Consider the following 13,976-nt stretch of genomic DNA (forward strand, 5'->3'; position numbering starts at 1 on the left):
AATTTTAGAATGAAAAATATATTAATAACAGGTGGAGCTGGATTCATAGGAAGTAATCTTGCTTTTGCATTAATAGAGAAAGGTCACAAGATTACGGTTCTGGACAATTTGTCGCCTCAAATTCATGGCGAGAAGCCTGGAGAAACTTCTCCTTTATACAAAAGTATTAAAGAAAAAGTAACTTTTATAAAAGGGACAGTTACTTCGAAAACCGACTGGGAGAAAGCGATAGACGATCAAGATGTAATAGTTCATTTTGCTGCCGAAACCGGAACAGGACAATCTATGTACTGCATAGAAAAATATACAGAAGTAAATATTCAGGGTACGGCTATTATGCTCGATATTTTAGCAAACCAAAAACACAGGGTAAAAAAGGTGGTTATTGCATCTTCTCGCTCTATCTATGGTGAAGGAAAATATATTCATCCTGACTTAGGAGCAGTTTACCCAAAACACAGAGTAGAAAATGACATGTTGGCTGGTGATTTTGAGGTAAAATATAAAGGAGACTCTAAATTGAAATTAGTAGCTACTGACGAAGAATCAAAAATTCATCCTTCATCGGTTTATGGAATTACCAAACAAAATCAGGAGCAAATGATTATGACTGTTTGCCCAACTATTGGAATTGCGCCAGTGGCTTTCAGATACCAAAATGTTTATGGTCCTGGTCAATCCTTGTCTAACCCATACACAGGAATACTCTCTATTTTTTCTACCCAAATAAGAAATAAAAATGGTATTCAGATTTTTGAAGACGGTAAGGAGACACGGGACTTTGTATTTATAGATGATGTTGTTACAGCCACAATCCTTGGAATCGAAAAAGAAGAAGCTAATGGAGAGGTGTTCAATGTAGGTACAGGTGTTCCAACGGATGTTCTAACTGTAGCTAATTCATTGATAAAAGCCTATGATATTGAAGTTCCGGTAACAGTAACCGGAAGATTCCGTTTGGGAGATATAAGACATAATTACGCTGATATGACCAAGATTTCACAACTTTTAGGATTTGCCCCAAAAGTGTTTTTTGAAGAAGGAATTAATAGATTTACGGCTTGGGTTTTACAACAGGAAATACAAGAAGATCGATTAAACGATTCATTGGAAGAAATGACAAAAAAAGGGTTGTTGAAATAATGTTGAAAAACAAATTAAATAAGAAAAGAATTCTGTTTTTTTCGGTTCAGACATTTAATCTGGAAAAGGAAATTCAAAAGAAATTAGAAGAATTAGGGGCTGAAGTCCATTATTTTGACGAGCGCCCCTCAAATAACAATTTTGTAAAGGGAATAATTCGTATAAAAAGAAGTTTCTACCAGCATAGAATAGACATCTATTACAGACAGATTTTAGCAGAAACTAAGAATCAGAATTACGATTATTTGTTTGTAAATAGAGGAGAGGTAGTCCCCGAATTTTTTCTTGTAGCGTTCAGAAAAGATCACCCTAAGTGTGAATTTATATTCTATACATGGGATTCGTTTACTAATCACGATCATCCAACAACAATAATAAAGTATTTCGATAAAAAATTCACCTTTGATCCTGATGATGCGGTAAAATTTGGCTTGAGCTTTAGGCCTCTGTTTTTTCTAGATTCTTATAAAAAGATACAAAACACTTCAGTTAGAAAATTCAAATACGATTTGCTTTTTCTCGGTACGGCCCATTCCGACCGTTATCAGATAAGTAATCTAATTGTTAATTGGTGTAATCAAAATCGTTTATCTTCTTATTGTTATTATTTCATACATGGGCGTTTAGTATATTTTTATAAAAAAATATTTGATAAAAGTTTTCAGCTTTTCGATTATAAGAAATTGAGCTTCGAAAGTTTAACAACGGTTCAGATATTAGGCTTGTACAAAGAATCCAAAGTGATTTTGGATATTAATCATCCTGGACAAAAAGGTCTTACAATGCGAACATTTGAAGCTATAGGATCAGGGAAAAAGATGATTACCACAAATACTGAAATAAAAAAGTATCTTTTTTATAACCCTAATAATGTTTATATCATTGATAGAAACAATGTGGTTTTGGATAAGAACTTTTTTGTAACTCCATACCAAGATGTGAGTGAAGAATTGTTTTATAAAGCATCGATTGAAGGTTGGTTAAATTGTATTTTTGTTGAGAAAGAGTCAAATTATTGGATTAAAGGTATTGATTAAATGAAAGTAATTATAACAGGCGCAACAGGATTTGTAGGTAAAAACCTTCAAAATTATTTAAGATTTTCAAACGAATTGCAAGCTTTGAGTATAAGATATCGGCCTAATCAACAATTTGATTTGACAGGTAACGTTATTATTCATTTAGCAGGAAAAGCCCATGATTTAAAAAAAGTATCTAAGCCTTCAGAATATTACGAATCTAATTTTGAATTGACCAAGCAATTGTTTGATGCCTTTTTAATTTCGGAAGCTTCTGTTTTTATTTTTATGAGTACTGTAAAAGCGGTAGTAGATGATGTGAAAGGAGTTTTAAATGAAGAAACTGAGCCTAATCCAAAAACACATTATGGTATAGCTAAACATCAAGCAGAAAAATATATTTTGAGTAAAGAATTGCCTGTCGGGAAACGAATTTATATTCTAAGGCCTTGTATGATTCACGGTATGGGAAACAAGGGAAATCTTAATCTGTTATACCAACTGGTTAAAAAAAGATTTCCTTGGCCACTAGGTGCCTTTGAAAACAAGCGTTCGTTTTTGAGTATTGAAAATCTTTGTTTTGTTATAAAGGAATTGTTGGAAAATACAACTGTTCCGTCTGGCGTGTATCAGGTTTCAGATGATAAGGCGATATCTACAAATGAATTAATAAGATTGTTAAGCACTACTTTGGAAAGAAAAAGTATTATTTTGTCAATTTCTATTTCTTGGATTAAAGGAATGGCTAAAATTGGTGACTATTTGAATTTACCTTTGAATTCAGAACGGTTGCAAAAGCTAACAGAAAGCTATGTGGTTGATAATGATAAGATTGTAAAAGCGATTGGCAAATCATTACCAATTTCTGTAGAAGAAGGATTGAGGAGAACATTTATCTCGTTTAGAAATTAAAAAAATAAAATTACAAATATGAAAATTGCACTTATAACTGGAATCACGGGACAAGACGGGTCGTACTTGGCAGAGTTATTATTAGAAAAAGGATACATAGTTCATGGTATTAAAAGAAGGGCATCTTCTTTTAATACTCAAAGAATCGATCATATTTATCGAGATTTACATGAAGAACATGTCAATTTTAAATTACATTATGGGGATTTAACGGATTCTACTAATATAATTCGAATTATTCAAGAGGTGCAACCAGATGAAATATATAATTTGGGAGCGATGAGTCATGTAAAGGTATCTTTTGATTCACCAGAATATGTAGCTAATGTAGATGGTATAGGTACACTTCGTATTTTGGAGGCTGTACGTATTTTAGGTTTAGAGAAAAAGACCCGTATATATCAAGCTTCTACTTCGGAGTTGTATGGTGGTTTGGCTGAAAATAAAAATGAAAAAGGATTATATGATGAGCATTCTCCTTTTTATCCACGGTCACCTTATGGAGCGGCTAAAATTTATGGTTTTTGGATTACCAAAAATTATCGAGAAGCTTATGGTATGTTTGCCTGTAATGGAATTTTGTTTAATCACGAATCACCACGCAGAGGGGAAACATTTGTGACTCGAAAAATTACAATGGCAACATCTGCTATTGCTTTGGGAGTCCAAGATTGTTTATATTTAGGGAATTTAGATGCACAGCGTGACTGGGGGCATGCCAAAGATTATGTAGAGGCTATGTGGCGTATTTTGCAACAAGATGTTGCGGAAGATTACGTCATTGCCATGGGAGAAACTACTTATGTTCGTGATTTTGTTAAAATGTCATTTGCAGAAGTAGGAATAGATATTGAGTTTAGAGGGGAAGGAGTAAACGAGAAAGGATACGTTGCTTCCTGCAGCAATCCTGCTTATCAGATTGAGTTAGGAAAACAGGTAATTGCTGTTGATCCACAATATTTCCGTCCAACTGAGGTGGATTTATTGATTGGAGATCCTACGAAATCGAAAACTAAATTAGGATGGAAGCCTAAATATGATTTGAAAGGACTTGTTAAAGAAATGATGGAGTCTGATCTTGAGTATGTTCAAAAAGAAAAAATGTTAAAAGAAGTGAGATCGGCTGTTAGATATTGATTTGAGTAGCCGGTTGTTGGTTGTTGGTTGTTGGTCTTGAGTTATGTCTCTCGACTATGCTAACAATGACGTTTTTCAATATTCTAATAATCCGTAAATTTTTGAGATTCCTACGGAATGACAATATTAGGCGTAGGTTTTGTGTGTAGTATAGTGTGAGCTAGGCTATCTTAACGTCATTTTATATTGTTTTTTTTTAGAATAAAAATTATGACTTGAGATGATAGGTGGTGTTGGTTTTGAGTCGTTTGTTTTTATGATTTTAGCTCGATACAATATTTTATTTAAAAATTTAGTTGACACAGTTTAAAAAAAAATGAATAAACAAGATAAAATATACATAGCAGGCCATCGTGGGATGGTAGGTTCTGCAATTTTGAGAGCTTTAAAAGCTCAAGGATATAGTAATTTTTTATTAAAAACTTCTTCGGAGTTGGATTTACGAGATCAGCAAGCAGTTGCAGATTTTTTTAAAATAGAAAAGCCTGATTATGTTTTTTTGGCGGCAGCTAAAGTAGGAGGAATTGTGGCCAATAATACTTTTAGAGGCGATTTTATATACGAGAATTTGATGATTCAGAATAATGTGATTCACCAATCTTATTTAAATAGCGTAAAGAAATTAATGTTCTTGGGGTCGTCTTGTATTTATCCAAAATTGGCACCGCAACCATTAAAAGAAGACTATTTGTTGACAGGCCTTTTGGAGCCAACAAATGAACCCTACGCAATAGCCAAAATTGCCGGTATCAAAATGTGTGATGGATATCGAGATCAATACGGATGTAATTTTATTTCTGTAATGCCTACTAATTTATATGGTCCAAATGATAATTACGATTTAAATAATTCCCATGTGTTGCCAGCTATGTTACGTAAGTTCATTACAGCAAAACACTATGGGGATACATCTGTGACTATTTGGGGGACAGGCAGTCCAAAAAGAGAGTTTCTGCATGCTGATGATTTGGCTGAAGCTTGTTTGTTCCTGATGGACAATTATAACGATTCAGGTTTGGTCAATATTGGAATCGGAGAAGATATTTCAATTTTGGATTTGGCATATTTGGTAAAAAAAACTGTGGGATTTGAAGGTGATATTTTTACGGATGCTACTAAACCTGATGGAACACCTAGAAAGTTAATGGATGTGTCCAAATTGTATAGTTTGGGCTGGAAAGCAAAAATTACTTTGGAGGAAGGGATTCGAAAGGTATATGATGAAATCAAAATGAATGACTGGAAATAATAAGTATAGAAATTTATTTGAAATAAAAAACTCTTAAATTATGGCTTTTTATCTGTTATTTCTATTTTTAATAACATTACTTATTGGGTTAACCTATTTATTCACCAACAAAAGTAATTTTTTTCAAATCATTCTTTTGGTTTTGGCATTGGCTGTTGCTGGATTTAGAGATGGCATTAGTGGTGATTTTAAATCCTATGTGAATTGGTATATTAATAAAACTAGAGATAATGATTTTGAGTTTGGTTTTGTTTTAATTATGAATCTTTTTAGATGGTTTAATCTTAATTATCACATTCTTTTCTTCTTTTTTTCTTTTTTTACAATTTTTTTTATTTTCCTGGGTGTAAAAAAATATACAAAACATAGTAATCTTGCATTCTTATTTTTCTTATTGATTCCAGCGTTGTATCTTAATTCATGGTCAATCATTAGGCAATCATTTGCTGTATCTATTGGTTTTTGTGCTTTTTACTATTTGATAAATAAAAAATATCTTATTTATGTTGTTTTGATGGGAATAGGTATATCCGTTCATTATTCTGCGATTGTACCATTTTTTGTTTTTGTCGGAGTTTATAAGTATGCTGACAGAATTAGGATAATGCATATAGTAGTGTTACTTTTCTTATCCTTGATTTTGTCTCAGTTTTATTGGTTTTATATTTTTACTCATTTTTTTGAAAAAACTCATTATGTTGCATATTTTTCTAGTGGAAATACCCATATTAATCCTAATAAAATTATAGTTTTAAATTGTCTAGGAGTATTTCTTTTATTTTATTGGGCGAGAATGAAAGAAGTCTTTCCAATTCAGAAATATTTTATAGTATTGAGTTTGTTTTCTATAATTATAACAAATTTATTTGCAACTGCCAATGATTTAAATCGATTTTCAAATTATTTTACTGTCTTTGAAATAGTTGTTTTTTCAGATATAATTTTCTTAGAATTTAAGGAGAGGAGGGGTTTATTACTTACAGGATTATATCTATATGGGGTTAGTCTTTTTTTATACACAATAAAAGCTGATTATAATTTGAATAATCAGGGCACAAAATACATTCCATATAATAGTGTTTTTTATAAATTTGATAGTCCTTTTTTTATGTATGGGGTTGATTATTTAGGTAATCCATCAATTGATAAAAAGTAAAGTAGTTTAGGTATATTGCAGAGAAGTAAATGCATCTAGTCTTCGAATCCTAAATAATTATAGAATGGCGTTAATTATTAAAATCAATGAGTATGCAACCTATTGTAGAAAAAATTATTATGAAATGAAGGTAGTTGAAATTTTATTTTAAAAAAACAGTTTTATAGTAAGGTTCTAATTTTACATTTGAAAAGATAAAAATAAAAATAAGGGTTTTTATAATTTCCCTAAATATTTAAACATAAAACATGAACATTGAAAAAACAGCCATTAATGATTTGGTAATTATTAAGCCTACGGTATTTGAAGATTCACGAGGGTATTTTTTTGAATCATATAACAAGGTGAAGTTCCTTGAAAGCGGTATAGCGTACAACTTCATCCAAGACAATCAGTCTTTCTCTAAAAGAGGTGTGATTCGTGGACTGCATTTACAGATTAATCCTTTTGCGCAAGCGAAATTAGTGAGAGTGTTAGAAGGAGAGATTCTTGATGTGGCTGTAGATTTGAGAAGAAACTCCCCAACTTACGGACAGCATGTAAGCGTAGTTTTGAGCGCCCAAAACAAAAAGCAATTGATGGTTCCTCATGGTTTTGCCCATGGATTTTCTGTTTTGAGTGAAACGGCATCCGTACTTTATAAAGTAGATCAGTTGTATCATAAAGAAAGCGAAAGAGGTATTCGTTATGATGATTCTACTTTGGCAATCGACTGGAGAGTGAATCCAGAAGAAATTGTAGTTTCGGATAAAGATATTATTTTGTCAAGTTTTAACGAAATTGATTGGGAGTTTTAGGAAGAAGTTGTGAGTTATGGGTTTTGGGTTTTGGGTTATCGGTAGTCGGCTATTGGTTTCCGGTTATCGGTTTTGGGGTATCTGTTTAAGAGTTTAAAATTGTTTAATAACTGAAGGGAATGTTCTGTGTTTTGAGTTGTCAGTTTCTTATAAGGTTCGTAATTGTTTAAAATACTGGATGACCGCTGATCAATAAATTTATATATGAAGAAAGTATTAATTACCGGAGCCAACGGTCAATTGGGATCTGAATTGAATGTTTTGTCAAAAGCATATACACAATTCGAATGGGTTTTTACCGATTATCAAGAATTGGATTTGTGCGATTTGGATAATTTGGCAATGGCTTTAAACAAAATTAATCCGCAAATCATTATCAATTGTGCTGCACATACTGCAGTTGATAAAGCTGAATCGGAGTTTGAATTGTCGGATGTTTTGAATCATCAATCGGTTGCTGTACTGGCACAATGGAGTCATACGAATGATTGTAAATTCATTCATATTTCGACTGATTATGTTTTTGATGGTACAGCTTCTTTGCCTTTGAAAGAAGATGCTGTAACCGGCCCTATAAATGTATATGGTAAAACCAAATTGGCAGGAGAAATTGCTTGTATGCGCGAAAATCCTAATACGATTATTATCCGTACTTCATGGGTGTATTCTAGTTTTGGAGCTAATTTTGTAAAAACAATGTCACGTTTGATGCAAGAAAGGGATACGCTAAATGTAGTCAACGATCAAATTGGAAGTCCCACTTATGCAGCTGATTTGGCACAAGCTATTCTCACAATCCTAACACACACAAAATGGGAAGCTGGCATTTATCATTTTTCAAATGAAGGCGAAATTAGTTGGTACGAATTTGCTTTGGCGATACAAGAAATCGGCAGGTTTGAATGCGTAATTTCGGGTATTCCTAGCAATGCCTATCCGACGCCAGCTAAACGTCCTCAGTATTCTTTATTGGATAAGTCAAAGATTGCAACTACGTTTGGGGTTGTTGTTCCAGATTATCGCGTTAGTTTGGAGAAATGTATGAGGTTGTTAAAAGAGGATAGAGGATAGAGGATACAGCCTAGAATGGTGTCACAATAATATTAGACTTTACTAAAATAGCATTAAACTTGATTTACTTTTGTATATTTCAGGAAAAATGGCAAAAGTAAATGCTCCTTTTACGATTAGCGGTACCATTGATGATCTGAATTTTTATGACTCTACTGATGGGAATATTGTTCGGATGCGTGGAAAAACAGGGATAACTAAACAACAGTTTAAAGATAATCCCATTTTTGATCCCATTCGACGACAGAGTTCGGATTTTGGTTATTGTTCTAAAAAAGCTAAAATTTTCAATTTATTAGTAAAGCCATTTTATGAGCATTCCCAAGGAGCTTCTTTATTTGGACGCTGTATTCAATTGTTATTAGCTATTCTTAATGAAGATACTGGAAACGAAAAAGGGAACCGCAGTCTTGTTAACGGATTACAAACAGAAAGAGGACTAAACTTTTTACTTGGCTTTGAAGGTAATACTGATCGACCTTTATCTGCGGTTATGTTACCTAATGTTACTTTCGATTGGAACAAGTTTGCACTTGACTTAAAAGAATTAGATCCTATCACTGATATTGTTTGGCCTGAATCTGCAACACAAGTATCCATCCAGCTCGCAATTGCTAACTGGAATTGTGATGAAGATTGTTTTGAAACTTCCTATAGCAGTGCCCAACTTATTGATAAAAAATCAGGTGTACAATCCTTATTGCTTGATTTGAGTCCACCCACTGAAAAACATTTATGGCTTTGTTTTATCCATTTTAGATTTAGCTATTCTATATATAATAAAGTAAAGATTTTGCATAATAGAAATAATAGTAATACGTTGATTGGGTATCATATCAAAGGCGATTAGTAAGGTATGAGGGTGTTTAAAAAAGTTTAATTGTTTAAGGTTTGAAAACTTTGGAAGTGAAGGTTGTTTAAAACTGTAGATGCGTTAAATTAGAAGTTTGTTTTGAGTTAGATGAATTTCAAATGTTTTAGAAAGCATTTGCTTGGCAATAAAATAAATAAAATACAGAAATTTTTTAAAAGAATATGAAAGGAATTATACTAGCCGGTGGATCCGGTACGCGTTTGCATCCGTTAACACTTGCTATGAGTAAACAAATGATGCCCGTTTATGACAAACCAATGATTTATTATCCATTGTCAACATTAATGATGGCGGGAATTCATGAAATATTAATTATTTCAACCCCACATGATTTGCCTAATTTCAAAAAGTTATTGGGTGATGGATCGGCAATTGGGTGTCAATTCAGTTATGCCGAGCAGGCTATTCCTAATGGACTAGCTCAAGCGTTTGTAATTGGTGAGGAATTTATTGGTTCGGATGATGTTGCTTTAGTTTTAGGGGATAATATTTTCTTCGGAGCTAATATGCATACTTTATTACAATCTAATACTAAACCTGAAGGTGGAGTTGTTTTTGCTTACCACGTTTCAGATCCTGAAAGATATGGCGTAGTAGAATTTGATAAAGACCTAAAAGCGCTGTCTATTGAAGAAAAGCCTTTAGAACCTAAATCTAATTATGCTGTTCCCGGACTGTATTTTTATGATAATTCGGTGGTGGAAATTGCCAAAAATATTAAACCAAGTCCTAGAGGGGAATACGAAATTACCGATGTCAATAAAGTATATTTAGAACAAGGAAAATTAAAAGTTGGAATTTTAAGCAGAGGTACAGCGTGGCTAGATACAGGAACTTTTAATAGTTTAATGCAAGCGGGACAATTTGTACAAGTGCTTGAAGAACGTCAAGGATTAAAAGTAGGTTGTATCGAAGAAATTGCCTGGAGACAAGGATTTATTACTGAACAACAATTAAGAGATTTAGCAGAGCCTTTGAAGAAATCTGGTTATGGTGAATATTTGTTAAGCCTTTTGAAATATAAGTTGTAGTTCAGCTCTCAGTGGTTAGTTGTTAGTGAGAAAGCAGATTGCTGATTTTGGAATATAGCAAGAACGCTTTGAACTAAAATTATGAAACGCATTATAATTAATTTATTAAATACTATTCCCATTATATTAAAATGATTTACGTTGCATTATTTTTTTTATTTATTATTGTTGAGTTACTTTATTTTAAAATTGCAGATCATTTTAATATTATAGATAAACCGAATAGCCGTTCTTCGCATACATCCATTACTTTGAGAGGTGGCGGTATTATTTTTCCAGTAGGGATATTAACTGCGTGTTTATTCGGTTATGTTTCCTGGGCGATAGCTTTAGCAATAATTTTGGTGGCTATTGTTAGCTTTATTGATGATATAAGACCCTTATCTCAATTGCCTCGATTTGCGGCTCATATTGTTGCTATTGGTTTGGTATTTTATGACTTAGTGTTGTTTAGTCAGGCTATCTGGCTTTTACCAATTATTTTTATTCTGATGATTGGTTGGGTAAATGCTTTTAATTTCATGGATGGCATTAATGGTATTACTGTTTTATACGCATTTGTCACCATACTTAGTTTTTCTTTTTTAGAAATAAATAAAGAAAGTTTACCGTTATTAATAACTATGGGACTTTCATGCTGTGCATTTGGCTTTTTTAATGTTAGAAAAAAAGCTAAAACATTTGCAGGTGATGTGGGAAGTATTAGTATGGCTTTGTTTTTGGGCTATTTTATGCTGAAAACGATTTTAGAATCCGGCCAATTTGGATATATACTTTTTCTTTCTGTTTATGGAATTGATGCTGTGATTACCATTTTTGTACGTATCAAAAAGAAAGAAAATATTTTATTACCGCACAGATCTCATTTGTACCAATATCTCGCTAATGAATTGGGCTATTCTCATATAGTAGTTTCTTTACTGTATTCTGGAATTCAGCTGCTGGTTAATATTTTAGTGATTTATTTGCAGCGAATAGATGCATTATCTTTTCTAACTGTTGTTTCTATTTTATTATTTCAAATTTTGTTTTATTTGTGGATTAGGAATAGGGCTGTTAAGAAGATAGTGGGTTGTGAGTTGTAGAAATAGGATTTACTAACAAAGTCCATCGTATAAATAATGCTAAATTTAAATTTCATTGTATTTTATCACCAAACGTCTTTTTGATATATTGTTTTCAGTGGTGGTTCTTTTACTGTTTTCTTGGTTATTATTGCTGGCTTGGTTAGTAGCAGTCTTAGATACCAAAACGAATGGAATTTTTATTCAGTATCGTGTTGGGCACTACGGAAAGTTGTTTAGAATATATAAACTTCGTACCATGCAAGTTGCTCCAGAAACGAAAAAATTGCAAATATCAAGGCTTGGCCGACTGCTTCGAAAGTATAAACTGGATGAATTGCCACAATTAATAAATGTTTTGAAAGGCGAAATGAGCATCGTAGGACCAAGACCTGACATTGAAGGTTACTATGACTTATTAGAAGGGGTAAACAGAAAGGTTTTAGAATTAAAACCAGGATTGACAAGTTTGGCATCTTTAAAATATTATAATGAAGAATCACTATTAGAAAAACAATCTAATCCCTTAAAATACAATGATGAGGTTCTTTTTCCCGATAAAGTACGACTGAATTTAGATTACTATTATCATAAAAGTTTTTGGGGTGATTTGAAAATTATTTTTGATACTTGTCGGTTTTTTTGGGGAAAGAGGAAAGGTTTTTAATTTACGATTTATGAAGTTTAAAGTTTGAAGTTTAAAGTTTGAAGTTTAAAGTTTAAGAATTAAGAATTAAGAATTAAGAATTAAGAATTAAGAATTAAGAATTAAGAATTAAGTGTTAAGGATTGTTTGCAATACTGACTTTTTAGCAATGTTAAATAAATTTTAGCAAAGATATTTATTCGTATTTTTGTTAAAGCATTCATAATTTTTTCATGCAATTTTAACTCATTGAATATGTTTAAAGACTCAATATATACTACCATTTTTTCGAGAGATAATTTAAAATTGAGCATACGCAATTTGAGTTATTTGCCTAGATGGATCATTGTAATGATCGATTTTTCGGTTTTGATTATTACCTATTTCTCTACCTTACTTATTTTTAGGGGTATGGGCTTAAAGTACATTATTACTGTTCATGATGTATTTTTCACAGTCTGTTTTTTAGGAATTAATGTTTTCTTTTTTTGGATATTCAGAACTTATTCGGGGATAATCCGACACTCCTCTTATATAGATGCTGTGAAGCTTTTGTTTTCCCAGATAGCTGTATTGGTAACATTTTTAATTTTTAATTTTGCTTATGAATTATTATATGGTGAAAGGGTATTTTTGACTACTGCCCTTTTTATTAATGTGTTACTTTCGTTTTGTGGTTTGTTTTTGTATCGTGTCGTTGTTAAGCAAACTTTTGAATTATACCTTTCAGAAAAAAATACAACCAAATTAATAAGAACTGTAATCTATGGTACAGATGCAAATGCTATTTCGGTAGCCAATGCATTAAAATTTGAAACTCCCACTCGTTTTAAAATTGTTGGTTTTGTTGATCGTAATAATCAAAATGCATCCAAAAGGATGTTGGATCTACCAATATTAGTTCAAAAGAAAAGATTACCTTCATTAATGAGATCTGTTGGTGCTGAAGCTGTTATTATGGCAGACAAGAGCATTAGTAAAGATGAACAATTGATTATAGTAGATCAATGTCTGGAGTTTAATTACAGGGTATATACGGTACCTTTGATTACCGATTGGGAAAACCAAAAAGAAATTTCTCAAAAGGTAAAAAATATTCAGATTGAAGATTTATTAGAAAGAAAACCAATAGTTTTAGATAATAAATCTATTTCAAAACAATTAAAAGAAAAAACAGTTTTAATTACAGGAGCTGCTGGTTCTATTGGAAGTGAAATTGTCAGACAAGTATTAACATTTAATCCTCATACAGTAATTATCTTAGATCAGGCTGAGACTCCTTTGCATCACCTAAGCCTTGAACTGGAAAAGTTATACCCTAAATCAAAAATTAAGAATGTTATTGCTGATGTTAGGAATAAAGAAATGATGAATAAGGTTTTTAAAACCTTTAGACCCCAAGTTGTTTATCATGCCGCTGCTTATAAGCACGTTCCTTTGATGGAAGAAAATCCATCTCAAGCAATATTGACTAATATTGAAGGAACTAAACATTTGGCAGATTTAGCATGTGAATATAATGTTGTAAAGTTTGTAATGGTCTCTACTGATAAAGCTGTGAATCCGAGTAATGTTATGGGGGCTAGTAAAAGAATAGCCGAAAAATACGTTCAATCTTTGCAAATTAAGAATCAAAATGCAAGCAATCCTAATGCTACCAAGTTCATAACCACTCGCTTTGGAAATGTTTTGGGTTCGAACGGCTCTGTTGTTCCATTGTTTACAAAACAAATTGCCAATGGTGGTCCGGTAACGATTACGCATCCTGATATTATTCGTTATTTTATGACTATTCCCGAAGCTTGTCAGTTGGTTCTCGAGGCAGGTGCGATGGGAAATGGTGGGGAAATTTATATTTTTGACATGGGTAAACCTGT

The 13,976-nt window shown here is 32.3% G+C and carries 13 protein-coding genes; all 13 read left to right on the forward strand.

Annotation, left to right across the window (positions count from 1 at the left end; genetic code table 11):
* Positions 1-9 precede the first annotated feature (9 nt).
* Positions 10-1,143, forward strand: a complete 1,134-nt coding sequence (locus tag VLC96_RS08795) for an NAD-dependent epimerase/dehydratase family protein (RefSeq protein ID WP_325262207.1) — start codon at positions 10-12, stop codon at positions 1,141-1,143.
* A complete protein-coding gene (locus VLC96_RS08800; protein ID WP_325262208.1) occupies positions 1,143-2,180 on the forward strand; it encodes a WaaS/CpsH family glycosyltransferase in 1,038 nt (345 codons plus the stop codon). The genes VLC96_RS08795 and VLC96_RS08800 overlap by 1 nt, the downstream gene beginning before the upstream one ends.
* A complete protein-coding gene (locus VLC96_RS08805) occupies positions 2,181-3,074 on the forward strand; it encodes an NAD-dependent epimerase/dehydratase family protein (RefSeq protein WP_325262209.1) in 894 nt (297 codons plus the stop codon).
* 18 nt (positions 3,075-3,092) lie between these two features.
* Positions 3,093-4,211, forward strand: coding sequence for a GDP-mannose 4,6-dehydratase (gene gmd / locus VLC96_RS08810; protein ID WP_325262211.1), 1,119 nt, complete (start codon positions 3,093-3,095; stop codon positions 4,209-4,211).
* Between the two features lie 316 nt (positions 4,212-4,527).
* Positions 4,528-5,460, forward strand: a complete 933-nt coding sequence (locus VLC96_RS08815) for a GDP-L-fucose synthase family protein (protein WP_325262213.1) — start codon at positions 4,528-4,530, stop codon at positions 5,458-5,460.
* A 40-nt stretch (positions 5,461-5,500) separates the two neighbouring features.
* Complete coding sequence (locus VLC96_RS08820; protein WP_325262215.1) at positions 5,501-6,616, forward strand: EpsG family protein; 1,116 nt, start codon at positions 5,501-5,503, stop codon at positions 6,614-6,616.
* Positions 6,617-6,864: 248 nt separating this feature from the next.
* Entirely contained in the window at positions 6,865-7,413 is a 549-nt protein-coding gene (gene rfbC, locus VLC96_RS08825; protein ID WP_325262216.1) for a dTDP-4-dehydrorhamnose 3,5-epimerase, read from the forward strand.
* A gap of 204 nt (positions 7,414-7,617) precedes the next feature.
* Positions 7,618-8,484: a dTDP-4-dehydrorhamnose reductase gene (gene rfbD, locus VLC96_RS08830; protein WP_325262218.1), complete on the forward strand. Its 867-nt coding sequence runs from the start codon at positions 7,618-7,620 to the stop codon at positions 8,482-8,484.
* An 88-nt stretch (positions 8,485-8,572) separates the two neighbouring features.
* On the forward strand, positions 8,573-9,334 hold the full coding sequence (locus VLC96_RS08835; RefSeq protein WP_325262220.1) for a hypothetical protein: 762 nt from the start codon (positions 8,573-8,575) through the stop codon (positions 9,332-9,334).
* Positions 9,335-9,519: 185 nt separating this feature from the next.
* Positions 9,520-10,389 carry a glucose-1-phosphate thymidylyltransferase RfbA gene (gene rfbA / locus VLC96_RS08840; RefSeq protein ID WP_325262222.1) on the forward strand — a complete coding sequence of 290 codons (870 nt, stop codon included), beginning with the start codon at positions 9,520-9,522 and terminating at the stop codon, positions 10,387-10,389.
* Positions 10,390-10,520: 131 nt separating this feature from the next.
* A complete protein-coding gene (locus VLC96_RS08845; protein ID WP_325262224.1) occupies positions 10,521-11,474 on the forward strand; it encodes an MraY family glycosyltransferase in 954 nt (317 codons plus the stop codon).
* A 64-nt stretch (positions 11,475-11,538) separates the two neighbouring features.
* Positions 11,539-12,120 carry a sugar transferase gene (locus VLC96_RS08850; protein ID WP_325262226.1) on the forward strand — a complete coding sequence of 194 codons (582 nt, stop codon included), beginning with the start codon at positions 11,539-11,541 and terminating at the stop codon, positions 12,118-12,120.
* 234 nt (positions 12,121-12,354) lie between these two features.
* Positions 12,355-13,976: SDR family NAD(P)-dependent oxidoreductase (locus VLC96_RS08855; RefSeq protein ID WP_325262225.1), on the forward strand; the 1,622-nt coding region annotated here is incomplete at its 3' end.

Source organism: Flavobacterium sp. (genome assembly GCF_035456085.1).
GTDB lineage: Bacteria > Bacteroidota > Bacteroidia > Flavobacteriales > Flavobacteriaceae > Flavobacterium.

What these genes read in the sequence shown, in the direction of transcription:
- rfbC (WP_325262216.1), top strand. Translation starts at nt 6,865, where the DNA reads ATGAACATTGAAAAAACAGCCATTAATGATTTGGTAATTATTAAGCCT.
- VLC96_RS08795 (WP_325262207.1), top strand. Translation starts at nt 10, where the DNA reads ATGAAAAATATATTAATAACAGGTGGAGCTGGATTCATAGGAAGTAAT.
- VLC96_RS08805 (WP_325262209.1), top strand. Translation starts at nt 2,181, where the DNA reads ATGAAAGTAATTATAACAGGCGCAACAGGATTTGTAGGTAAAAACCTT.
- VLC96_RS08835 (WP_325262220.1), top strand. Translation starts at nt 8,573, where the DNA reads ATGGCAAAAGTAAATGCTCCTTTTACGATTAGCGGTACCATTGATGAT.
- VLC96_RS08845 (WP_325262224.1), top strand. Translation starts at nt 10,521, where the DNA reads ATGATTTACGTTGCATTATTTTTTTTATTTATTATTGTTGAGTTACTT.
- gmd (WP_325262211.1), top strand. Translation starts at nt 3,093, where the DNA reads ATGAAAATTGCACTTATAACTGGAATCACGGGACAAGACGGGTCGTAC.
- VLC96_RS08800 (WP_325262208.1), top strand. Translation starts at nt 1,143, where the DNA reads ATGTTGAAAAACAAATTAAATAAGAAAAGAATTCTGTTTTTTTCGGTT.
- rfbD (WP_325262218.1), top strand. Translation starts at nt 7,618, where the DNA reads ATGAAGAAAGTATTAATTACCGGAGCCAACGGTCAATTGGGATCTGAA.
- rfbA (WP_325262222.1), top strand. Translation starts at nt 9,520, where the DNA reads ATGAAAGGAATTATACTAGCCGGTGGATCCGGTACGCGTTTGCATCCG.
- VLC96_RS08820 (WP_325262215.1), top strand. Translation starts at nt 5,501, where the DNA reads ATGGCTTTTTATCTGTTATTTCTATTTTTAATAACATTACTTATTGGG.
- VLC96_RS08815 (WP_325262213.1), top strand. Translation starts at nt 4,528, where the DNA reads ATGAATAAACAAGATAAAATATACATAGCAGGCCATCGTGGGATGGTA.